Annotated in this window: 21 protein-coding genes and 2 tRNA genes; 2 read left to right on the forward strand and 21 right to left on the reverse strand. The window is 42.4% G+C overall.

Annotation, left to right across the window (positions count from 1 at the left end):
- Nucleotides 1–226: 226 nt before the first annotated feature.
- From WMO37_RS04350 to WMO37_RS04405, 12 genes are all read right to left on the reverse strand, one after another.
- Nucleotides 227–314: transfer RNA gene (locus WMO37_RS04350), tRNA-Ser, on the reverse strand.
- 97 nt (nt 315–411) lie between these two features.
- Nucleotides 412–497 (reverse strand) — tRNA-Ser (locus WMO37_RS04355).
- A 453-nt stretch (nt 498–950) separates the two neighbouring features.
- Entirely contained in the window at nt 951–2,321 is a 1,371-nt protein-coding gene (locus WMO37_RS04360) for a TrpB-like pyridoxal phosphate-dependent enzyme (protein WP_227090588.1), read from the reverse strand.
- A gap of 110 nt (nt 2,322–2,431) precedes the next feature.
- Entirely contained in the window at nt 2,432–3,136 is a 705-nt protein-coding gene (ispD, locus tag WMO37_RS04365; RefSeq protein WP_022432735.1) for a 2-C-methyl-D-erythritol 4-phosphate cytidylyltransferase, read from the reverse strand.
- Nucleotides 3,137–3,178: 42 nt separating this feature from the next.
- Nucleotides 3,179–4,204, reverse strand: coding sequence for a tRNA (adenosine(37)-N6)-threonylcarbamoyltransferase complex transferase subunit TsaD (gene tsaD, locus WMO37_RS04370; RefSeq protein ID WP_227090584.1), 1,026 nt, complete (start codon nt 4,202–4,204; stop codon nt 3,179–3,181).
- 16 nt (nt 4,205–4,220) lie between these two features.
- A complete protein-coding gene (locus tag WMO37_RS04375; protein ID WP_022432733.1) occupies nt 4,221–4,805 on the reverse strand; it encodes a DUF6715 family protein in 585 nt (194 codons plus the stop codon).
- 29 nt (nt 4,806–4,834) lie between these two features.
- On the reverse strand, nt 4,835–5,743 hold the full coding sequence (locus tag WMO37_RS04380; RefSeq protein WP_022432732.1) for a ribonuclease Z: 909 nt from the start codon (nt 5,741–5,743) through the stop codon (nt 4,835–4,837).
- Nucleotides 5,744–5,785: 42 nt separating this feature from the next.
- Complete coding sequence (gene rimI, locus WMO37_RS04385) at nt 5,786–6,238, reverse strand: ribosomal protein S18-alanine N-acetyltransferase (RefSeq protein WP_022432731.1); 453 nt, start codon at nt 6,236–6,238, stop codon at nt 5,786–5,788.
- Complete coding sequence (gene tsaB / locus WMO37_RS04390) at nt 6,216–6,929, reverse strand: tRNA (adenosine(37)-N6)-threonylcarbamoyltransferase complex dimerization subunit type 1 TsaB (protein ID WP_227090580.1); 714 nt, start codon at nt 6,927–6,929, stop codon at nt 6,216–6,218. Before tsaB ends, rimI begins: the two co-directional genes overlap by 23 nt.
- Nucleotides 6,926–7,360, reverse strand: a complete 435-nt coding sequence (gene tsaE, locus WMO37_RS04395) for a tRNA (adenosine(37)-N6)-threonylcarbamoyltransferase complex ATPase subunit type 1 TsaE (RefSeq protein WP_022432729.1) — start codon at nt 7,358–7,360, stop codon at nt 6,926–6,928. Before tsaE ends, tsaB begins: the two co-directional genes overlap by 4 nt.
- Nucleotides 7,341–7,889 carry a YcxB family protein gene (locus tag WMO37_RS04400; RefSeq protein ID WP_022432728.1) on the reverse strand — a complete coding sequence of 183 codons (549 nt, stop codon included), beginning with the start codon at nt 7,887–7,889 and terminating at the stop codon, nt 7,341–7,343. The genes tsaE and WMO37_RS04400 overlap by 20 nt, the downstream gene beginning before the upstream one ends.
- A gap of 55 nt (nt 7,890–7,944) precedes the next feature.
- Nucleotides 7,945–10,218 (reverse strand): Tex family protein, encoded by a 2,274-nt coding sequence (locus WMO37_RS04405; protein ID WP_349154386.1) that lies wholly within the window; start codon nt 10,216–10,218, stop codon nt 7,945–7,947.
- Nucleotides 10,219–10,453: 235 nt separating this feature from the next.
- On the opposite strand from WMO37_RS04405, the gene WMO37_RS04410 reads away from it, so the two are divergent.
- Entirely contained in the window at nt 10,454–10,876 is a 423-nt protein-coding gene (locus tag WMO37_RS04410; RefSeq protein ID WP_349154387.1) for a DUF4190 domain-containing protein, read from the forward strand.
- 93 nt (nt 10,877–10,969) lie between these two features.
- Here WMO37_RS04410 and WMO37_RS04415 read toward each other — a convergent pair whose 3' ends face one another.
- The 9 genes from WMO37_RS04415 to hpf form a co-directional block, all read right to left on the reverse strand.
- Nucleotides 10,970–12,286 carry an aspartate kinase gene (locus tag WMO37_RS04415; RefSeq protein WP_022432725.1) on the reverse strand — a complete coding sequence of 439 codons (1,317 nt, stop codon included), beginning with the start codon at nt 12,284–12,286 and terminating at the stop codon, nt 10,970–10,972.
- A gap of 23 nt (nt 12,287–12,309) precedes the next feature.
- Nucleotides 12,310–13,512: a cofactor-independent phosphoglycerate mutase gene (locus tag WMO37_RS04420; protein ID WP_022432724.1), complete on the reverse strand. Its 1,203-nt coding sequence runs from the start codon at nt 13,510–13,512 to the stop codon at nt 12,310–12,312.
- Between the two features lie 53 nt (nt 13,513–13,565).
- Complete coding sequence (locus WMO37_RS04425; RefSeq protein WP_022432723.1) at nt 13,566–14,783, reverse strand: homoserine dehydrogenase; 1,218 nt, start codon at nt 14,781–14,783, stop codon at nt 13,566–13,568.
- 15 nt (nt 14,784–14,798) lie between these two features.
- On the reverse strand, nt 14,799–15,239 hold the full coding sequence (locus tag WMO37_RS04430; RefSeq protein ID WP_022432722.1) for an ACT domain-containing protein: 441 nt from the start codon (nt 15,237–15,239) through the stop codon (nt 14,799–14,801).
- 293 nt (nt 15,240–15,532) lie between these two features.
- Nucleotides 15,533–17,164: a 4-alpha-glucanotransferase gene (gene malQ, locus WMO37_RS04435; protein WP_349154388.1), complete on the reverse strand. Its 1,632-nt coding sequence runs from the start codon at nt 17,162–17,164 to the stop codon at nt 15,533–15,535.
- Between the two features lie 35 nt (nt 17,165–17,199).
- Nucleotides 17,200–17,667, reverse strand: a complete 468-nt coding sequence (locus WMO37_RS04440; RefSeq protein ID WP_022432720.1) for a chemotaxis protein CheW — start codon at nt 17,665–17,667, stop codon at nt 17,200–17,202.
- Between the two features lie 79 nt (nt 17,668–17,746).
- Complete coding sequence (gene prfB, locus WMO37_RS04445) at nt 17,747–18,865, reverse strand: peptide chain release factor 2 (RefSeq protein ID WP_022432719.1); 1,119 nt, start codon at nt 18,863–18,865, stop codon at nt 17,747–17,749.
- A gap of 23 nt (nt 18,866–18,888) precedes the next feature.
- Nucleotides 18,889–21,456, reverse strand: coding sequence for a preprotein translocase subunit SecA (secA, locus tag WMO37_RS04450; RefSeq protein WP_349154389.1), 2,568 nt, complete (start codon nt 21,454–21,456; stop codon nt 18,889–18,891).
- A 265-nt stretch (nt 21,457–21,721) separates the two neighbouring features.
- On the reverse strand, nt 21,722–22,252 hold the full coding sequence (gene hpf, locus WMO37_RS04455; RefSeq protein WP_022432717.1) for a ribosome hibernation-promoting factor, HPF/YfiA family: 531 nt from the start codon (nt 22,250–22,252) through the stop codon (nt 21,722–21,724).
- A 678-nt stretch (nt 22,253–22,930) separates the two neighbouring features.
- On the opposite strand from hpf, the gene ymfI reads away from it, so the two are divergent.
- Entirely contained in the window at nt 22,931–23,659 is a 729-nt protein-coding gene (gene ymfI, locus WMO37_RS04460) for an elongation factor P 5-aminopentanone reductase (protein ID WP_227090569.1), read from the forward strand.
- The last annotated feature ends 1 nt before the right edge of the window (nt 23,660 follow it).

A 23,660-nucleotide genomic window follows, 5' to 3' on the forward strand; every position in this document is an offset into this window, starting at 1 on the left:
CTTACTTCCTGTCAGTTCGTAAATTGAAAATTTCAAAGAATTTTCAGGGTTGTTTTACTGTTCAGTTATCAATGTTCATATTGTTGCCTGCGTTTTTTATCAGCGCCGACAGCTTTAATAGAATATCATGTTTGTCATTATTTGTCAACAACTTTTTTGATATTTTTTATTTTCTTTACATCATCGTGTTTGTTTAACCAAAAACAAGAAACATCAATGATGCGAACGGAGAAGGAGGGATTTGAACCCTCGCGCCGTGTTACCGACCTGCACCCTTTCCAGGGGTGTCCCTTCAGCCTCTTGGGTACTTCTCCTAATGTATCATTAAGATACGACACCTTCGCGCCTGTCATTTTTCATATTCAGCTCTTAGGAAAACAAAAGCACTTATCTGCATAAGTGCTTTGGAAGCGGAGAGGATGGGATTCGAACCCATGCGCCCGTGAAGACAAACGGTTTTCAAGACCGCCCCGTTATGACCACTTCGGTACCTCTCCATATTCTTTTTGTCATGTCTGCGTTGTTGCTCATCGCTGACGACTTGTTTATAATATCACCTCACCTGCTACTTGTCAACAACTTTTTTCAATTTTTTCAACTTTTTTATTTATCCGCTGTTTTCTGCTCTCACACCGCCTTTTCACGCTGTTTTTACGTATATTATGCTTCCTTTTTATTTTACGTCTTTCCCCGCTTTTTGCTCTCTTTTGTTTTCAATATACCGGACAATTCATTTGTAGACTGTCAAAAATATACTTTCATTTAAAATATCCGGCAGAAACAGTTCTAATACTTTCACTGTCCCTCCGGATATTTTATTCAAATACCGTCCGCACTGCCCGGCAGGCACGAAGTTATATATCCTGTCTTTTTCCTGCTCTCCTACCGCAGGCACTCTGTATCCGTACGAATCCGTTCTGTATACCGGATTTTTGATTACACTGATACCCCTACTCTACTACAGGAAGGGTAGACAGTGACTTTTGCAGTTCTTCGTCTGTCGGAATGTAATCTGACATTTCATGGTCGTTGTAACGCTGATATGCAAACATATCAAAGTAGCCTGTACCTGTAAGTCCGAATACAATATTCTTTTCTTCACCGGTTTCTTTGCACTTGAGTGCTTCATCAATTGCCACTTTAATTGCATGACTGCTTTCCGGTGCCGGAAGAATTCCTTCAATCCGTGCAAACTGTTCTGCTGCCTTAAATACTTCTGTCTGTTCTACGCTTCTTGCTTCAATTAGTCCCTGGTCGTATAATTCGGAAACTACAGAACTCATTCCATGATAACGCAGTCCGCCTGCATGGTTTGCGGACGGAATAAATCCACTGCCGAGTGTATACATTTTTGCTAATGGGCATACTTTACCTGTATCACAGAAATCGTATGCGTATTTTCCTCTTGTAAGACTTGGGCAGGATGCCGGTTCGACTGCAATCAACTTGTAATCGGCTTCCCCGCGCAGCATCTGTCCTGCAAACGGAGAGATTAATCCACCGAGATTAGAACCGCCGCCTGCACAGCCAATAATCATATCTGCCTTTACACCGTATTTGTCCAGTGCCGCCTTGGTTTCAAGACCGATAATAGACTGATGTAATAATACCTGTGTCAGCACAGAACCTAATACATAACGATAACCTTCCTGACTTGTTGCTGCTTCAACTGCTTCTGAAATCGCACAGCCAAGGCTTCCTGTTGTTCCCGGAAATTCTTCATTGATTTTACGTCCGACATTGGTCTTCATAGACGGTGACGGGGTTACAGATGCACCATATGTACGCATAACTTCACGTCTGAACGGTTTCTGCTCATAAGAACACTTTACCATATAAACCTGACAATCTAAATCAAAATAAGAACATGCCATCGAAAGTGCTGTTCCCCACTGTCCTGCACCTGTCTCTGTTGTAACTCCCTTTAATCCCTGCTGTTTTGCATAGTATGCCTGTGCAATTGCAGAATTGAGTTTATGACTGCCGGATGTGTTATTTCCTTCAAATTTGTAATAAATGTGTGCCGGTGTGCCTAACTTCTTTTCAAGACAGTATGCCCGTACTAACGGTGACGGGCGATACATTTTATAGAAATCCCTGATTTCCTGCGGGATATCAAAATACGGTGTTGTATCATCCAGTTCCTGCTTTGCAAGCTCTGTACAAAAAATAGCCGATAATTCATCGACTGTAACCGGTTTTAAAGTCTGTGGATTTAAAATCGGCGCCGGTTTCTTTTTCATATCAGCGCGTACATTGTACCATTGCTTTGGCATTTCCTGTTCTTCCAGATAAATCTTATACGGAATTGTCTGTTCCATTGTGTAACTCCTCCATTCCGCTGTATTTTACAGCATTCCATTATTCTATAATCATGCACCTTGTGCTAATTACCCTCTTAAACAACCTGTTCTATTCTGGTTTTTATTTTTTAAAGATACTGCGCCGCAATCCCCATGTCTTCCGGCGTTGTAATTTTTATATTTGTGTATGCGCCCATTGCCATTTTGACCGGAACGTCCGTATAACGTTCTACAAGCATGGCATCATCTGTAATCGTACCTCTGTCTGTATCCGCATACATTTTTGCATACGCACTGCTTATAATGTCACTGCGGAATACCTGAGGCGTCTGAATCTGCCACAACGTATTTCTGTCCGGTGTATCAACCGCAAAGCCTTCCGGACTGACCACCTTAATGGTATCCTTAACCGGGACTGCTGCCGTACAGGCACCATATTGTAATGCGGCTTCTTCGCAGTTTTTTATAATTTCCCGGCTGATACACGGCCTTGCACCGTCATGGATATAAATCAGCACCTCTTCTGGTGCTGTATCTATTGCCAGCTCCTGCGCCGCTTTCAGTGCATTGTATACTGTATCATACCGCTGTGCGCCGCCTGCGACAATTGCCATGACTTTATTTATGCCGTATTTTTCAACAATCTGTGTGCGGCACATTTCCAAATCATTTTCACCTGCCGCCAATACAATACTATCAATATCGCTGTCCTGAAATGCCTTTAAGGCATAATAAAGTACCGGCCGGTCTTTTAACATCAGATACTGCTTTGGAATGTCACTGTTCATTCTGCTGCCGCGTCCGCCTGCCAGTACAACCGCAATTTTTTTCATATGCTCCTCTATTCCGCAGACATTCTGCACTTCATTGTCCGATTACCGCTCTCCAAGTTTTAAATTCGGAACGGCATTCAAATCGTATCCGTGCCGTGTTCCGCGCATGTATTCATAGTATGCAGCCGCACCAATCATTGCCGCATTGTCTGTGCAGAGAATCGGCGACGGTGAATAAAACTGAATACCGTGGCTGTCACATTCCCTTGTGAGTGCCGCACGCAGTGCAGAATTGGATGCCACACCACCCGCAATGGCAAGCTTTTTAATGTGCATTTCCTCTGTCAGACGGATTGCTCTTGAAACAAGTGCTTCTACAACTGCATTTTGGAATGATGCCACTAAATCTGCCTTATTAATCTCAATCTGCTTCATTTCACAGGAATTGATGTAGTTTAATACAGCGGACTTGATTCCGCTGAATGAGAAATCATACGGTGCATCGTCAACATGTGCCCGCGGGAATTCGATTGCATGGGGATTGCCCTCTTTGGCCAGCTTGTCAACCTTCGGGCCTCCAGGATATCCCAGGCCTACGGCACGCGCCACCTTATCAAATGCTTCTCCTGCCGCATCATCTCTTGTTCGCCCGATAATTTCATATGTGCCGTAATCTTTTACCATAACAAGGTGAGTATGTCCTCCCGACACCACCAATGCCGCAAACGGCGGCTCTAAATCAGGATGTTCGATATAATTTGCTGAAATATGGCCTTCAATATGGTGTACACCAACCAGCGGCTTTTTCTTTGCAAATGCAATAGCTTTCGCCTCTGCAACACCAACAAGCAATGCACCGACAAGCCCCGGTCCATACGTAACACCAATTGCCGTAATATCATCCAGCGTGACATCTGCCTGCTTTAATGCCAGTTCGATAACCGGATTAATATTTTCAATATGTTTTCTGGAAGCAATTTCCGGCACAACACCGCCGTAAAGCGTGTGAATATCAATCTGTGAATTAATCACACTGGATAATACCGTTCTTCCGTTTTTTACAACCGCAGCTGCCGTTTCATCGCAGGAGCTTTCGATTGCCAGTATTAATACGTCTTTGTTTTCCATGACCTTTTCCTACTTTTTATTCATTAATGTCTGATTCATCTGCCAGTTCCCAGTACAGGAGCTTCCAGTGTCCCTGCGCATCTTCACGCAGTGTAAACTTTGTATAAGAATACTCCAGTCCGCTGCCTTCCCGGATATAGTACAGTCCAAGAATTGTAGCATACTTCTGACCGTTTAAGGTCTTGTACTTTACATTTGAACTGCCTTCAAGTTTGAAATCAGAAATGTATCTGTTGACCTTCTTATAATCCGCTATATCCTGCTTTAAACTTTCAAGGTATTCTGCATCGGTCTGTTTGCTCTTTAACTCATCATCAAATAGCAGACGTGCCTGACTTGCAAGAATGCCTAAATCCTCATCGGATACGCTGGATGTGTAATACATTTTACTGATGCGCATAAACAGATTGACCACTTCTTTTACGGATTCCGGGTAATTCTGTTCAATATTTTTTGTCTTTAACTGGGCAAGCTGTTCATTCACCAGCGACTGCTGTGTCGCATCCTGCCGCGGCTGTCTGTTGGACAAGTAATAGTAATATCCAACGCCCAATGCTGCCATGATTAAAATTGCGATTGTGACTCTTGCATACTTTTTCATAACGCTACCTCCTTTGCAGCTGCCCTTTCCTAATCTTCAAAGCCAAGCTCTACCGTTTTACCGTCTGTACCTGCCTGAACATTCGGAAATATCTTCTGTATTCCTGCTACATAATCTGCGGGGCGCACCAGTGACGGACTAAAATGTGTCAGCCACATTTCTTTCACCTGTGCTTCCCGGGCAAGATGTGCAGCTTCTACAAAGGTCATATGTTTATATTCCCTTGCTTTACTTTCTTTACCTTTCTCGCCGTACATGCCCTCGCAGATAAACAAATCCGAGCCCTGTGCATTTTCTGAAATAGACTTCACCGGTCTGCTGTCCGTACAATAAGTCACTTTCAGACCTTTTCTTGGTGCACCCATAACCATATCCGGTGTATACACCCTGCCGTCCAGTTCTACTGTACTGCCGTGCTGCAAGCGGTTCCATGCTTTCTGAGGAATCTCAAGTGCCTTTGCTTTTTCAACGTCAAACTTGCCGATTCGCGGAATATTTACCGCATAACCGTAACAGGTCACAGCATGATTCACTTTAAATGCATCTATTTCATATCCATTGATAGAAATATGTTCTCTGGATTCACTCAATTCAATAAAACGCAATTCATACGGAAGCTCCGGTGCAATGACCCTCAGTGCGGAAACCACTCTTGAAAGCCCTTTTGGCCCGATGAGTGTTACCGGTTCTGTCCTGTCGGAATTGCCGATTGTCAGTAAAAGTCCCGGAAGTCCGCTGATATGGTCTGCATGGTAATGTGTAAAGCAGATGACATCAATCGGATGAAAGCTCCAGCCCTTTTCTTTTATTGCAATCTGTGTTCCCTCGCCGCAGTCGATTAACATACTGCTGCCGTTATAACGCAGCAACAGCGATGTCAGCCATCTTCCCGGCAACGGAAGCATTCCGCTTGTACCTAGTAAACATACATCTAACATTTTTCTTAGTCTTTCCTTTTCTAATTTTAGTATACACCTTTCCTATGCCGTACGCCAGCCTTTTGACATGATTATGGCATTTTCCGCCGGCTTCTCGTAAAAATTTTTACGGACACCGATTTGTTCATATCCCATTTTTTCATAGAGCCTGCGCGCTGCATCATTGCTTTCACGCACTTCAAGAAAAAATATCGTCACGTCTTTTTGTCTGCCGCGTTCTTCCATTTCTTTCATCAGCGCTTCCGCCACTCCGTTTCTGCGGTATTTTTCTGCCACTGCCATATTGGTGATATTGCCTTCGCCAAGCACACTCCACAATCCGCAGTAGCCTGCAACTTCTTCTCCTGCAAGGCACACCAGATAAATATTTTCAGGCGTTGTGCAGGCGGAAAGAAAAGATTTTTCCGACCACGGTACAGAAAAAATTTCCTGTTCTATTGCTTCGACCTGTGCAATATCTGTTTCACGCATTTCACGAATTTGAAACTGTTCCACGCTTCAACTCCCTTTCTGCCTGTGACGGTCTTAAATATTCCGGATGGAATGCGTCTGATAAAATGACCTCTCCCGCTTCTGCCATATCTTTTGCCGCAAGCGCCACACTGCCTGCGCGCTGGGTGCAGATATGCGCCGGAGCGATTTTATAAGCACAGGTAAGGCCTTCTTCAAATGCCTGTTTTGCCGGTACAACACCATCGCCGATAAAGAGTACCGGTTCATTTTTCTCATTTAAAAGCTTTATCAGTTCTTCATAAGATAACAGGCTCTGTGCCAATACTTCCTGTGGTTTCCCGTCTTTATCCAGCCGGTACAGCGCCGTATATAAATGCTGTCTTCTTGCATCCATTACCGGACAAATCAGGCAGTCTGTTTCACTGACATTATATGCCATTGCTTTTAAGGTCGGCACTGCGACCATTTTTTTATCCAGTGCCAGTGCAATGCCTTTTCCTGTTGCCGCACCGATACGCAGTCCGGTAAAAGAACCCGGTCCCTGTGATACAGCAATCAAATCAAAACTTTCCGGCTCTGTTTCCGTCATTTTACAGATTTCATCAATCATCGGAAGCAGTGTCTGTGAATGTGTTTTTTTATAATTTACCGTATATTCTGCCGTCAGTACGTCATCTGTTAAAATTGCAACAGAAGCAGTAACTGCGGAACTTTCTATTGCCAGAATTCTCATTGTTTTTCTCCATTTGAAATCGTTATTTTACGATAGTCGAAGCCTTTCTGCAAATCTTTTTCTATCGTAATAGTTATTGTGCTGTCAGGGAGCAGTTCTTCTATGAGCGTTCCCCATTCTATCAGGCATACACCATCTGAAAAAAAGTATTCTTCATAACCGATTTCATCCATTTCACTGACATCGGCAATGCGGTATACATCAAAATGGTACAACGGCAGTCTGCCTTCATGATACTCCTGTACAATCGTAAAGGTCGGGCTGTTAATCGGTTCTTCAATCCCAAGTCCTTTGGCAAAGCCCTGCGTAAATACGGTTTTGCCGACACCCAAATCGCCGTTTAAGCAGTAAATCTGTCCCGGATGTACGGACTGTGCCAGCCTGTATCCGGCTTCAAAGGTTTCTTTTGCGCTAGTTGTTTCTATGACCATATCTGCCTCCCACTTTTATCTGAAACGGCTTCAATTTTTTCTCTGCAATTGTAAGAAACGCATCCAGTTCATCACCGATGTCACGCAATGGAATGATATTAGCACGGACACTGGTAATATATAAAACAAGACTTTTTCCTGTACATTTAATCTTAAAAATGTCTTCCCAGAGCATTTCTTCGGTCACCGCCCCCTGCTGTAACAAAATCTTTTCTTCTGTAACTGTATATCGGACAGGTTCTTTAAAAGCTGCAACGGTTTTCATCTGCTGTTTCACTTTTAATTTCATGCCAATCGGTGTATACACGGTAAAAAAGAGCCCGAAAAAGCCCATCATCAGTGTATAGGAAATGTTGACCTGGCCTACGGATACTACGCAGATAATCAGTGCGACAATCCCAAACAACAATCCTGCCACACCGCCGACACTGTGGTAATTGTGGTATAATTTAAAATTCATCAAATCCTGTTCGGTAACCTGTGTTTCAAACTGCACCTGTAAGCCCTGTGGCTTGTTCGATTCACTCATAACTTTTCCTTTCTTAATTCAGCCCCGGCATTATCCGGACAATCTTTACTCTTTTTTAGTGCATAAATTTTGACAATCCGCTCAGATTCAGTCCTTCCTGTTTTTTCGGACGGTCCTTTTTTGTCCGGCGGTCTTTTGCCGGTCTGCTTATCTTTTTATTCTGCGCTTCTTTTTCATCCAAAATCATAGAAAGTGCAATTCTGCCTTTATTGGCATCCACTTCAATTACACGGACATCTACGATATCACCGACACTGACAACGTCTAACGGATGTTCGACACGTCTGTCACTTCTCATCTGTGAAATGTGTACCAGTCCGTCCTGATGTACACCAATGTCTACAAATGCACCAAAATCAATGACATTTCTTACCGTTCCCTTTAAAATCATGCCCGGCTGTAAGTCTTTCATTTCTAAGACATCTTTGCGTAAAATCGGCTTTGGCATTTCTTCTCTCGGGTCACGTCCCGGCTTTTCAAGTTCCTTGATAATATCCTCTAAGGTCATTTCACCGATTTCAAGCTTTTCGGAGAGTTCTTTTAAATTGTGAACTTTGCTTCTTAAACCAATTAATTCACCGGAAGTAATGGAATTGCTGTCATAACCCATTAACGCCAGCAGCTTCTTTGCTGCTTCGTAGCTTTCCGGGTGGACACTTGTTGCATCTAACGGATTGTCACCGCCTGTAATGCGCATAAAGCCCGCACACTGTTCAAATGCCTTTGGTCCTAACTTTGCCACCTTTAACAGCTGCTTTCTGTTCGTAAATCTACCGTTAGTTTCACGGTAGTCTACAATATTTTTTGCAACTGCCTTGGAAATACCTGAAATGTATTCCAATAATGAAGCGGATGCTGTATTTAAATCAACACCGACTTTATTTACACTGTCTTCTACGACACCGGTCAGGGTTTCGCTTAACTTTTTCTGATTCATATCATGCTGATACTGTCCCACACCAATCGACTTCGGTTCAATCTTTACAAGTTCGGCAAGCGGGTCCTGCACACGTCTTGCAATGGATACCGCACTACGCTGTGCTACGTCAAAATCAGGAAATTCCTCTGTTGCCAGCTTACTTGCCGAATATACGGACGCACCGGCTTCATTGGTAATGATGTAATCCACATCGTTTAAATTCATTTCTTTAATCATGTCTGCAATGATTTTTTCGGATTCTCTGGAAGCCGTTCCGTTCCCGCAGGAAATAAGCGTTACATGATATTTGTCAATGAGTTTTTTTACTTCACGCTTGGATTCTTCAACCTTATTGTGCGGCTCTGTCGGATAGATGACCTTTGTATCCAGCACCTTTCCCGTAGCATCTACAACAGCAAGCTTACAGCCTGTACGGAATGCCGGGTCCCAGCCGAGTACGACTTTTCCTGCAATCGGCGGCTGTAATAAAAGCTGTTCTAAGTTTTTGCCGAATACTTTAATTGCGCCATCTTCTGCTTTTTCTGTCAGACTGCTGCGGATTTCACGTTCGATTGCCGGTGCGATCAGTCTGTCATACGCATCTGCGATTGTTGCTTTTAATACCGGCGCTGTAAATTCATTTTCCGATGTCAGCACCTGTTTTTCCAGATATCTTAAAATGCGTTCTTCCGGCGCTTCAATCTTCACTGTTAAAAACTTTTCCGCTTCACCACGGTTAATCGCAAGGATTCTGTGTCCCGGAACGGTGCTTAAACTTTCATTGTAGTCATAGTAGGTTTCATAAACCGATTCTGCTTTTTCATCTTTGGCAATAGAAATGAGTTTCCCCTCTTTCATTGTAATATCACGGATATATGTTCTGTAGTCTGCCACATCGGAAATCTGCTCTGCAATAATATCCATTGCCCCCGCAATTGCCGCTTTGGCATCGGCTACTTCTTTTCCTTCTTCCGTACTGATGTACTTGGCGGCTTCCTCCTCTAACGGCTTGTCGGTATTTTGCTGTAAAATAAATTCTGCCAGCGGTTCTAAGCCTTTTTCTTTGGCAATTGTCGCTCTTGTTCTTCTTTTCTGCTTATACGGACGATATAAATCCTCTACGAGTACCATTGTTTCTGCCGCCAGAATCTGCTGCTTTAACTCGTCTGTTAATTTACCCTGTTCTTCAATGCTTGCGATTACCTGTTCTTTTCTATCTTCAAGATTGCGCAGGTAACGCAGTCTTTCATCTAAATTTCTTAACTGCTCATCATTTAATGCGCCTGTTGCTTCTTTACGGTATCTTGCAATAAACGGAATCGTACAACCCTCGTCAATCAGCTTGACAGCGGCTTCCGCCTGTGTTGCCTTTATCTGTAATTCTTCTGCTATCTTCTTGATAATGTCCATTCGTGTGACGTTCTCCTTTTTCTTCCCTTTTTTCTGAATTCTTATTATTATACCAGTTTGGGAGAGGTTTCGCAACTTTGAGCTGCGGCTGATTTGCAATCCATCATACCTTATGATAAGATTATAAAATGATACCAATAATTGCAAAAATGCAAAGCACGGAACAATCCGCAGGTATTATTATCAGGGGTTTCGACTCCAATATCATAAATATATGCAAATTAAGGAGGATTTCATGGATAATTACGACCCGAATAACTGGAGTGACAATAACAATACAAATCAAAATCAGAATATAAATGGAAACCAGCATCCGAATCAGAATTATTTTAATAATGACTATCCGGTGCCGCCGGCTAAACCAAAGGATAAGCTTGCGACTTTTTCACTGATTTTAGCCATTGCAGGCTGTGTGACTTCCATAGTGTATTACATCAGTCTGCCATGTACGATTTCAGCAATTGTACTGGCAATCCTTTCCCGCAGCCGCATTGGACGTTTTGAAGGAAAAGCGGTTGCCGGTTTATGTCTTGGCATTTCCGGTATTGTTTTAATGTTATTTTTCTTTGTTATGATGCTTTCCATTCTGCATGACCCAAGTTTAATAAATTATATGCAGGAATATATGTCCGTCTATGCTGTCGAGCCACGTGCATAGGCAGCATCAATAACAAACGGCAGTTTCTGCAAATCTGTATTGGATTACTCCGCTACACCAGCTTTGCAAAAACTGCCGTTTTTTCTTTATTTTTTACTTCTGTGGAATAAATACATCATAGATTGCGCGGATTGCCGCTTCAAAGTAGCGGTTTCTTACACCGACGATAATATTTAATTCGCTTGATCCCTGATCAATCATTTTAACATTAATCTTCGCATTGGACAGTGCAGAAATTACATTTGCGGCATTACCGACACTGTTTTTCATACCGCGTCCCACAACAGCGATTAATGCGAGGTTTGACTCTAATTCAATGCTGTCCGGATTCACGGCTCTGTGCAGTTCTGCAAGCACCTTCTGTTCTTTTTCCACAAATTCATCCTGATGTACAATGACTGTCATGGTGTCGATTCCTGACGGCATATGCTCAAATGAAATACCGTTATCTTCAAATACCTGAAGTACTTTTCTACCGAAACCGATTTCAGAGTTCATCATATCCTTATCAATGTTGATTGCTACAAAGCCCTTCTTTCCTGCGATACCTGTAATGATACATTCCGGGATACTGCAGGTCGTTTCTACAATCATTGTACCCTTATCTTCCGGTGCATTGGTGTTGCGGATATTAATCGGAATTCCTTCTTTTCTTACCGGGAAGATTGCGGATTCGTGTAATACGGAAGCACCCATGTAAGATAATTCTCTTAATTCCTTATAAGTAATAATCGCAATCGGCTTTGGATTTTCTACGATTCTTGGATCTGCTACAAGGAAACCGGAAACATCTGTCCAGTTTTCATATACATCTGCCTTTAAAGCTCTTGCCACGATAGAACCGGTTACATCGGAACCGCCTCTTGAAAATGTCTTTACCTGACCGTTTGGCATTGCACCGTAGAAGCCCGGAATAACGGCATTTTCTGTATTTGCAAGACGTTCGCTCATCACTTGATTGGTTTTTTCAGATTCAAATTCACCATTTTTATCAAAGCAGATTACGGTTGCTGCATCAATAAATTCATAGCCGAGGTAATTTGCCATGATGATACCGTTTAAATATTCACCGCGGGAAGCTGCATAGTCCTTGCCGGCCTTTGCAGCAAACTGCTTCTTAATTGTTTCAAACTGTTCTTCTAAGGAAAGCTTTAAGCCGAGCCCCTTGATGATTTCGTTGTAACGTTCCTTGATTGCCTTTAAGGATTTATCAAAATTTTTGCCTTCTTCTGCTTCGGCATAGCATTTGTAGAGCATATCCGTTACTTTCGTATCCTCTGAAAAACGCTTTCCCGGTGCAGACGGCACAACATATCTTCTGCTCTCTTCGGCACGAATAATGTTGCCAACCTTCTTAAACTGTTCTGCACTTGCTAATGAACTTCCGCCAAATTTAACTACTTTTACCATTTTTATGTAACTGCCTTTCTCTGTTATTTTTCAAATAAATGATTGATGATTGTATATCCTTTGTCGATATAATTGCCGCTTTCCTGCGCCTCTTTTTCATTGTAATTCCATGTGTGGCTCTGCTTATTTGTGCTGTCATAGAGCATATACGGAACCGGGTCTGATACATGGGTTCTAATGGCTACCGGTGTCGGATGGTCCGGAAGAACTAACATTCTGAAATCCGTTCCTGCCGCTTCTAACTGCTCTGTCACACGCTTAATAATGCGCTTGTCGAGATTTTCGATTGCCTGCACCTTGCGCTCAAAGCTGCCCTGATGTCCCATTTCGTCCGGGGCTTCCAGATGAATGTATGCAAAATCCAAATCATCTTTTAACAGTGCTTCTACTGCTGCATCGGCTTTTCCTTCATAATTGGTATCGAGTCCGCCATTTGCGCCTTCTACCTCAACAACCTTCATATCCGCGCCGACTGCAATCCCCTTTAATAAATCTACCGCAGAAATCATTGCACCGGTATGTCCCGTCTTTTCAACAAACGGTGCCAGTGCCGGACGGGTGCCTGCACCCCAGAACCAGATGGAATTGGCAGGATTTAAGCCCTTTTTCATGCGTTCTACATTGATTGGGTGATTTGATAAAATGTCATAGCTTTTCTTCATCATTTCACGCAGCGCTTCTGTCTTTGGCAGATACTGTCCGATAACCTGTCCAAGTACATCATGCGGCGGTGTCAGTTCTACAACTTCACCCTTATCCCAGATGGTTAAATGTCTGTAGCTTGTTCCAACATAGAATTTATAAATATCCGTTTCTAATTCTTTACGGACCGCTTCCAGTAATACAGCCGCATCTTCTGTTGAGATTTCGCTGGAGCTGTGGTCAATAATCGTTTTTTCTTCATATGGAAGGTCGTCTGTGGATACCGTAACGATATTACAGCGCAGTGCCACATCGGTCGGTTTCATATCCACACCGATGCTTAACGCTTCGAGCGGAGAACGTCCCGTATAATATTCTCTCGGATTGTAGCCCAATACAGAAAGATTTGCCGTATCACTTCCCGGTGCCATACCTTCGGGTACGGTGCGCACCATGCCGATTTCGGATAATTTTGAATACTTATCCATTGCCGGCGTGTCTGCATAGTCAAGGGGTGTACGGTTGTCAAGTTCAGGAATATTCTTATCTGCCATTCCATCGCCTAAAACGATTAAATACTTCATGATTTTCTTTTCCTCATTTCCTTCTCATTTACTGTAACCGTCAGTTTTTTATTTTAAATGGTTGTTTTATCAAAACGGATTCTGCCGGCAACATCAAACTGTGCTGCTGCCTGTGCAAATGCCTGTTCTGTCATATTGGCTGTTACAAGACCAAATTCATCATCCAGTCCGTCTACCGTAACTGTCTGTACTGCGTGGAATGCTTCTTTTGCTTTTTCAAGCGCCGCTCTGTCTTTAATTCTTACAAAGAAAGTGCGTTCTACTTCCATTGCACTGCCAAGTTCTAACTTTTCATAGCTCCAGAGTGTCATGACATTTCTGCCCTTATGCTTTACGCAGTCTACAACATCCGCAACAACCGCACTGGCTGTCGGAAGCTTTCCTGCACCTGCTCCGAAGAACATCACGTCACCAATGACATTTCCATGAATATAAATGCCGTTTAAGACGTCATTGACATTATAGAGCGGATGTGTAGCATCAATTAAGAACGGTGCTGTAATCGCATAAACCTTTTCATCTTTCTTAAAGCTTGTTGCAAGCAGTTTGACAACACAGCCAAGCTTTTCCGCATATGCAAAATCGGCTGTTGAAATCTTTGTAATGCCTTCTGTCTGGATTTCTTCAAACTTTACGGTTGAACCGAATGCAAGCGATGTCAGAATCGCAATCTTACGGCAGGTATCATAGCCTTCCACATCCGCTTCCGGATTGCGCTCCGCATAGCCTAAATCCTGTGCTTCCTTTAATACATCTTCATAAGAACTGCCTTCCTGGCTCATCTTTGTTAAAATGTAGTTGGTTGTTCCGTTTAAAATACCGGTAATCTGTGTAATCTCATCAGCTGTGAGTGACTGGTTTAACGGACGGATAATCGGAATACCTCCGCCGACAGATGCTTCAAACATGAAGTTTAAGTTTCTTTCCTTTGCCATTGCAAGCAGCTCCGGTCCGTGTTCCGCAACCAGTGCCTTATTGGAAGTACAGACACTCTTTCCGGCTTCCAGTGCTTTTTTTACAAATGTAAATGCCGGTTCAATGCCGCCCATAACTTCAACAACAACATCAATTTCTTTATCCTGAATAATGATGTCTACATCATGTACAATCTTTTCCTGAACCGGGTCGCCCGGAAAATCTCTTAAATCGAGGACATATTTTACCTCAATGCCTTCTCCTGCACGTTTTTCAATTGAATTTTTGTTGGTTTCAAGTACTTCAACAACACCTGAACCGACTGTTCCATAACCTAATACTGCAATTTTTGCCATCGTCTCTACCCTTTCCTATTCGCGACTTAATATTTTTAAATACCGCACACCCGGAAGCTGTTCAATCTCCTCAATCATCTTTGAAGAATCTCCGGTGCTTGGCAGAATATCCACACTCAATGTCAGCGATGCGACGCCGTTTACCGGTATAGTCTGATGAATTGTTAAAATATTTGCATGAAATTCTGCAACTTTTTTCAACACCAGTGACAACAATCCCGGTTCATCGTCCATTGAAAGGACAAATGTGATTGTTTTTCCTTTCACGTTATCACGGAATGGAAAAATATCTTCTTTATATTTGTAATAAGAACTTCTGCTGATACCAACCTGTTCTGTGGCATCCGCAACAGAAATCCCCTTTGTTTCAATAAGCCGGTTTGCCTGTGCAACTTTTAACAGAACCTCCGGCAGTGCTTTCTGCTTTACAACATAATATTTAATATTTTCGTCCATAATCCACCATCTTATTGTTTGTGTCTGTGTAGGAAATACAAGTGTTTTTCAGTGTTCGCGCATAAAAGACAACTGTATTCCCTGCAAAGAATAGTAACATACTCTACTGATAAATGCAAGAAAAAAATACCAACACGGTTATCATTTTTTGAACATACAAAAAAGAACAGTTTCACTGCCGGGCATATTTAATATCCCCTTATCAGTGTGAAACTGTTCTTTTTATCTTATGGCAGCTGCCAATTTGCTACTCTACGTGTCCGTTGACAACATTCCATGTACCGTACTGATTGTCAGCTGTTCTCTCTGCCAAAGACACTCGCCAGATAGCGCATATCTTTGATATGACTGTCATTTAATTCGCCTTTTTTCATACGCCACTTCCAGTTCGTGCCAAGTGTGGACGGCGTATTCATGCGTGCCCAGTTGCCAAGCTTTAAAATATCCTGCACCGCAAAGATGACAAGATTGGCAACACTGCCGTAAGCGGCACGGAACACCTGATCTACCATACGTTCTTTATCCCTTGTATCCAGATAGTCATACGCATAACCGAGTTCCCAGTCCGGATGCTCGATAAAATAGCCCATCAATGTTTCATTGTCATGCGTTCCGCCGTAAACCACACAATTCTGCGTGTAATTATGTGGAAGATGCGGATTCTTTCTGTCGCCGCCAAACGCAAATTCCAGTACTTTCATTCCCGGATAGTTATTTTCTTCTAAGAGTTCATTGACCTCCGGTACCGATACACCTAAGTCTTCCGCAATAATCTTTTTATCGCCGATTGCACGGTTGATGACATCGGTTAATTTCTTTCCCGGTCCCATGCAGTATTCACCCTGTCTTGCATCCGGCATATCCGCAGGGATTGTATAATATTTCACAATGCCGATAAAATGGTCAATGCGGATGACATCGTAGAGCTGTGCGGATTTGTGCATCCGGCGATACCACCACGAAAAATCATCTTTTTCCAGCGTATCCCAGTCGTAGAGCGGATTACCCCATTTCTGTCCCAAATCCGAAAAGGCATCAGGCGGCACACCTGCCACTTTTTCGCACAGGCGGTCTTCATTTAACTGGAAATATTGCGACTCTGCCCATACATCGGCACTGTCATAGCCCATGTAAATCGGAATATCTCCGATAATTTCAACACCAATACTATTGACATAATTTTTAAGCTTCTGCCACTGCTTATCAAATTCATACTGAACAAATATCCAGAAATCAATATCATCCGCGAGCAGACTGCGGTATTTTTTTAATCCTTCTTCGGTCCGGAAGCGGATATCCTCATCCCATTCCGACCACACAACACCGTTAAAATGCTCTTTAACCGCCATAAACAGCGCATAATTTTCAATCCAGTCTGCATTATCCCGTATGAAATTATCATACTTTTTATACTCCGGCAGTCCTGCTGCAAGCTTTACCTTGCTTTCACTGCGTACCGCTTTATAGCTTTCAAATGCTTTTCGCAGTACCGCAAAACGGTTCTGATACATTTTTTCATAGCTGACATAACACTCATTACCCAGTCCGATATCGGTATTCTGCGTAAAGTTTCCGTTTCCGGCTTCTTCCTCTGAAATATGCACCGGAACTTTTCCGTCACCCCAGTCAACTGCCAGCATATCACTTTTTAGCAATAAACCGTCTTCTGCGAGCATATCCAGGTCTATAAAATACGGATTACCCGCGAATGCCGAATAGGACTGATACGGGCTGTCGCCATACGTGGTTGATCCGATTGGAAGTACCTGCCAGTACTTATGGTTACATGCTCTGACAAAGTCCGCAAATTCATATGCCGCTTTGCCCATTGTTCCGATTCCGTAATCGGACGGCAGACTGCTGATTGACATCAGAACCCCCGCACTTCTGTCAAATGTCTGCTTCTTTGTTTCATTTTTCATCATTGCCACCTCCATGTCCCCTTGCAGCAATTTAAGCTTTACCCGTTCTGCAGTTCTTCTGTAATTTTTTTCACATCTTCTGCTTCATCATCTGAAAGCAGTTTTTCAACATCAAGTAATAAAATTAATTTACCATCTACATTGGCAACCCGGTCCAAATACTGTGTATCTGCTTTGACTAACATGGACGGCATTGGCAGAATATGACTTTCATCAATATCATTAATTTCAAGCACTTCATCCACTTCCAGTGCAAGCTTTAATCCGCCCGAACTAATGATAATCGTACTTTCTGCTGTTGCTTCTTGCTCTTTTCCAAATTTTCTTGCAAGGCTGTATACCGGAATGACTTCATTTCTCATGTTGACAATTCCTTTAATATAACTCTGTGAATTCGGCACAGGAACAACATTTAAATCTTTTTCAATTGACTGTACCAGATTAATATCCACGCCATACATTTCTTTCCCCAAAAGGAATACCACTGGTTTTACATAATTTGCCATACTTTCCTCCATTCTGACAGCCGGCTGTGTACACATTTCTATATCTTATGCACACAATCCTGCTCTTTTGTCCGCATTTTTATTCTGCCTTTTTACCGGTACTCAGCCAGATTAAATAAGCATTGATAAAAGGATCAATGTTTCCATCCAAAACACTCTGGGCATTTCCCACATCTTTATTGGTTCTGTGGTCTTTTACCATTGTATAAGGCTGTAAAACATAACTGCGTATCTGGTTACCGAAATTGATGTCCTTGACATCTCCACGGATATCCGAGGTCTTTTCGGCATTTTCCTGCTGCTTTAACAAATACAGTTTTGCCTTTAACATCTGCATTGCTTTATCTTTGTTCTGATGCTGTGAACGTTCATTCTGGCACTGTACAACAATTCCTGTCGGAAGATGCGTGATACGGATTGCAGAAGACGTCTTGTTGATATGCTGACCGCCGGCACCACTGGAACGATACGTATCAATCCGCAGATCATCCGGATTAATCTCTATGTCTATATTTTCATCAATATCCGGCATAACATCACACGATACAAACGAGGTCTGCCTTTTTCCTGCCGCATTAAACGGTGAAATACGGACTAAACGGTGTACGCCATGCTCGGACTTTAAATGTCCGTAGGCATCCGGTCCTGAAATCTCTATCGTAACAGACTTTACACCGGCTTCTTCACCTTCAAGATAGTCTATCACTTCGGTTGTGTATCCTTTGCGTTCCGCCCATCTCGTATACATACGCATCAGCATCTGGCACCAGTCACAGCTTTCCGTGCCACCCGCCCCTGCATGCAGTGTCAGAATCGCATTGCTTCTGTCGTATTCGCCTGACAGCAGGGTTTCTATGCGCAGTTCTTCCAGATGTTCTTCAAATGTCGTAATTTCACTGTCAATTTCCGGCAGAAGGGAGGCATCATTTTCCTCCTCCGCCATCTCAATCAGCGTTTTTGTATCTTCCAGTCCCCGGACTAAAGCATCATATTTTTCAAAAGAATCCTTTAAGGCTTTTAATTCTTTCATCGCCTTCTGGGACTTTTCCGTATCGTCCCAGAAGCCCGGCGCTTCCATATCCGCCTCCAGTTCTTCAATTCTTTTCTGCTTATTATCTAAGTCCAGTGAATTTTTAATCTGTTGAAGCGGCTTATCATAATCTGATATTTTGTATCGATACTGGTCTAATTCTACCACTTTCCATACCTCACAATCAATATTTATGCCTGTCTTCCACAGCAGTTTTTATACTTTTTGCCACTGCCGCACGGACACAGGTCGTTTGGATAAACCTTTTTTTCCACACGCTTTACAGGACCTTTTACGGAAGCACCTTCATCTTTATTGGTTCCCGTTACTTTGGCTACCTGCTCACGTTCTACTTTCTGCTCTACCTGAATATGCATGAGCAGTCTTACCGTATCTTCCGTAATCGCAGTTGTCATGGCATCAAACATATCGTAGCCCATCACCTTGTACTGTACAACCGGATCACGCTGTCCGTATGCCTGAAGACCGATACCCTGCTTTAACTGGTCCATATCATCGATATGATCCATCCACTTTCTGTCGATAACCTTTAATAATACGACACGCTCGATTTCACGGATCTGTTCCGGTTCAGGAAACTGTGCTTCTTTGTCTTCATACATTTTCAAAGCCTTTTCCTTTAATGTATGCAGTAATTCATTCTTATTCTTAATCGATTCATCATATACAACCGGTTCTAACGGAATGGTCGGCAGTAATAATTCATTAATTTCTGTGTAATCCCATTCCTTCGGTGAAGCATCTTCTCCGATGCAGCGGTTGACAACACTTTCTACAAAGTCCGTAATCATCTTAATCACAGAGTTACGCATACTTTCGCCGTTTAATACGCGGTTTCTCTCCGCATAAATGATTTCACGCTGTTCATTCATAACCTGATCATACTGTAACAGATGGCTTCGGATACCGTAATTATTGGTTTCAATCTTCTTCTGTGCTTTTTCAATCGCACTGCTTAACATCTTATGCTCAATCCGCTCGTTTTCATCAACGCCGAGTGCATTAAAGACGTTCATTAAACGTTCCTGTCCGAACAGACGCATCAAGTCATCTTCAAGTGAAATGTAAAATCTTGATTCACCCGGATCACCCTGACGTCCTGCACGACCGCGCAGCTGGTTATCAATTCGTCGGGATTCGTGGCGTTCCGTACCGATAATTTTTAAACCGCCTGCTGCCCTTGCTTCTTCATCCAGCTTAATATCCGTACCACGTCCTGCCATATTGGTCGCAATCGTAACTGCACCATGCTTACCTGCCTGCGAAACGATTTCCGCTTCTTTTTCATGGTACTTGGCATTTAACACGTTATGCTGGATACCTTTTTTGCGGAGCATTTCACTTAACAGCTCGGAAGTTTCAATTGTAATCGTACCAACAAGTACCGGCTGTCCCTTTTCATGGGATTCGATAACAGACTCAACAACCGCATTGAATTTGCCTTTTTTTGTCTTGTATACGGCATCTTCTAAATCCACTCTGGCAATCGGTCTGTTCGTCGGCACTTCAACAACGTCCATGTTATAAATTTCACGAAATTCTTTTTCTTCCGTCAGCGCTGTACCGGTCATACCGGCTTTCTTTTCAAATTTGTTAAAGAAATTCTGGAATGTAATTGTTGCAAGGGTCTTACTTTCTCTTTTAACCTTTACGTGTTCCTTCGCTTCAATTGCCTGATGCAGACCGTCTGAATATCTTCGTCCCGGCATGATACGTCCTGTAAATTCATCAACGATTAAAACTTCATCATCTTTTACAACGTAGTCTTTATCCTTAAACATCAGGTTGTGTGCACGCAGTGCCAGTGTCACATTATGCTGGATTTCCAGATTTTCCGGGTCTGCGTAGTTGTCAATGTGGAAGAACTGTTCAACCTTGTGGACACCCTGCTCGGTAAGGTTGACAACCTTGTCCTTTTCATTAACGATAAAGTCACCGTCTTCTTCCATTTCTTCCTGCATGATTGCCTGCATCTTAGTCATCTCGCCCTTGTATTCACCGCGCTGTAACTGGCGTGCAAGGACATCACACAATTCATAAAGCTTCGTAGACTTACCGCTCTGTCCTGAAATGATAAGCGGTGTTCTTGCCTCATCAATTAATACAGAATCGACTTCATCGATGATACAGTACTTGAGATTTCTAAGTACCAGCTGTTCTTTATAAATTGCCATGTTATCACGCAGATAATCAAAACCAAGTTCATTGTTGGTTACATATGTAATATCACAGGCATATGCTGCTTTTCGTTCTTCTTCTTTTAAATCATGAAGGACAATGCCGACCGTCAGTCCTAAAAACTGATGAATCTGTCCCATCCACTCTGCATCTCGCTTTGCAAGATAGTCATTGACAGTAACAACAAGTACGCCTTCTTCTGTCAGGGCATTTAAATATGCCGGAAGGGTACAAACGAGTGTCTTACCTTCACCGGTACGCATCTCTGCAATACGTCCCTGATGCAGAATAATACCACCGATAATCTGTACTCTGTAATGTTCCATGCCAAGGACCCTGCGTCCGGCTTCCCGGACAACCGCATAGGCTTCCGGTAAAATATCATCAAGAGTTTCCCCTTTTTTTAATCTTTCCTTAAATTCTTTGGTCTTTCCTTTTAATTCTTCGTCACTATATGCCATCATTGTGTCACGATAGCTTTCCACTTTGTCAGCAATTGGTGCAATTCTTTTCAGCTCATGCTGGCTGTGTGTTCCAAATAACTTTTGCGCTAATCCCATTTTAATCTCCATTCCGCCGCGCAACCGGCATTTCAATTTCAACGATTGGGCGTATCCCTGATACACTATGCCACATTGCTCTATTGTACCACTCATTCCATAATTAGGCAAGTAAAACGCGCCGCTCTTTCACTGGGATTCCCGCCCTTTCTTCTGTTTTACATAAATTTCACATTATGACTGACATAAAAAACCGGCAGTACGGAAAATCATCCAATCCCGTACTGCCGGCTTCTTTCGCTTATTTATTTAGTTTTATGAAGAACTAATCCAGTTCCGGTTCAATGAGTCCGTATGTGTTACCTTTTCTCTTATACACGACATTGACTTCTTCTGTTTCTGAATTGAAGAATACATAGAAGTTATGTCCTAATAATTCCATCTGTACACATGCTTCTTCCGGATCCATTGGCTTAATGCCAAATCTCTTTGTACGAATAATCTTTACTTCATCTTCATCATTGTAGTCTTTATCTACAAATTCCTGAGCAAATGCTGCTGCATTCTGATGCTTGTCTACGATCTTATTCTTGTACTTTTTGAGCTGACGTTCGATAACTTCTTCTACCAAATCGATGGAAACATACATATCGCTGCTTACCTGCTCGCTTCTGATAATATTGCCTTTGACCGGAATCGTGACTTCTATTTTTTGTCTTTCCTTCTCAACGCTTAAAGTTACGTTCACTTCTGTTTCTGGAGCAAAGAATCTGTCAAGCTTACCAAGCTTTTCTTCTACTGCTGACTTTAACCCTTCTGTAACATCGATATTTCTTCCTGTAATAATAAAACGCATGATGTCCAACTCCTTTATTGTGTATTTTCATCGTGGTATTGCTAATGAACACCATCTATCTGATGTATTTATTATAACACAATTTTGGATTTAGACAAGCAAATTCACACAATTTATTCTTTTTTATGATATTTTTTATTCAAAAATAAGATGGGCTTTTTTACTGGCTATGCAACAGATTTGTCAAGCCTTTTCGCCCTGTTTTTTTGCGTAAAATTGCGATTTATGATTTTTTAACAAAACATGTATTCTGTTTTACAAACTTATCCCCATTGTGGAAATACACACATTCCATTGTGGATAATGTGGATAACTCTGTGCATAACTTATTTTCACGCAAAAAACGGACTTTTTGCGTGGGGATAACTTCGGAATAATTTGTCAATGAATGTCGATAATTTTTTGAGATGTGTAAAGATGCCTCTTGTTTTTAGCAGAGTTGCACAAGCGCCTTTTTGTCAATTATTTTTTGAGAAATATTTATATTCAAACAACTGTGTGCATTTGTTTGAATCTTTTTTCTTTTTACTGTAAGATATATGATGATATCCGGGTCAAAGCAGAGCGTAGACAAGAGAGTGTACAACACCCTTATCCAGGGGATTTTGATCCGGGATTTGCCGGATATGCGGCATTTACAATATTGAAATTTTTCAGAATCGAGGTTTTATATCAGATATGTGCAAAACAGTTTTAATTACGGGAGCTTCCCGCGGTATCGGCCGCGGCATTGCACTCTCTTTTGCAAAGGAAGGCTGGCAGGTTGCCTTAAACTGTCGTCAGAATGTGAAACAGTTAAATGAAACAAAGGCGCTGGTATGTAAGGGCGGTGCAAAATGTGCTATTTTTCCTGCCGATGTGAGCGACTATACACAAACGGAAAAAATGTTTGGGGATATTAAACAGACCTTTGGTGGTGTAGATATTCTCATAAATAATGCAGGAATTTCTATAATCGGACTTTTTCAGGATTTGTCACGCGCAGACTGGATGCGGCTGATGGATACAAATGTCGGCTCTGTTTATAACTGCTGCCATTTTGCCATTCCGCATATGGTACATGAAAAATGTGGAAAAATCATTAACATTTCTTCAGTCTGGGGGATTGCAGGTGCAAGCTGCGAAGCCGCATACAGCGCTTCTAAAGGAGCTGTTAATGCCTTAACCCGCGCACTGGCAAAGGAACTTGCACCGAGCAATATTCAGGTCAATGCCATTGCCTGCGGTGCAATTGATACAGATATGAATGCTTTTTTAAGCGAAGATGAACGTGCTTCTTTAATAGAAGAAATTCCAGCCGGACGTCTTGGAACACCTGCGGAAGTTGGCTCACTGGTACAGTCTTTATGCAGTGACAGCGGCTATCTTACCGGGCAGGTTATCCAGCTTGACGGCGGATGGATTTGAT

Source organism: Lachnospira intestinalis, from assembly GCF_040095895.1.
Lineage (GTDB): Bacteria > Bacillota > Clostridia > Lachnospirales > Lachnospiraceae > Lachnospira > Lachnospira intestinalis.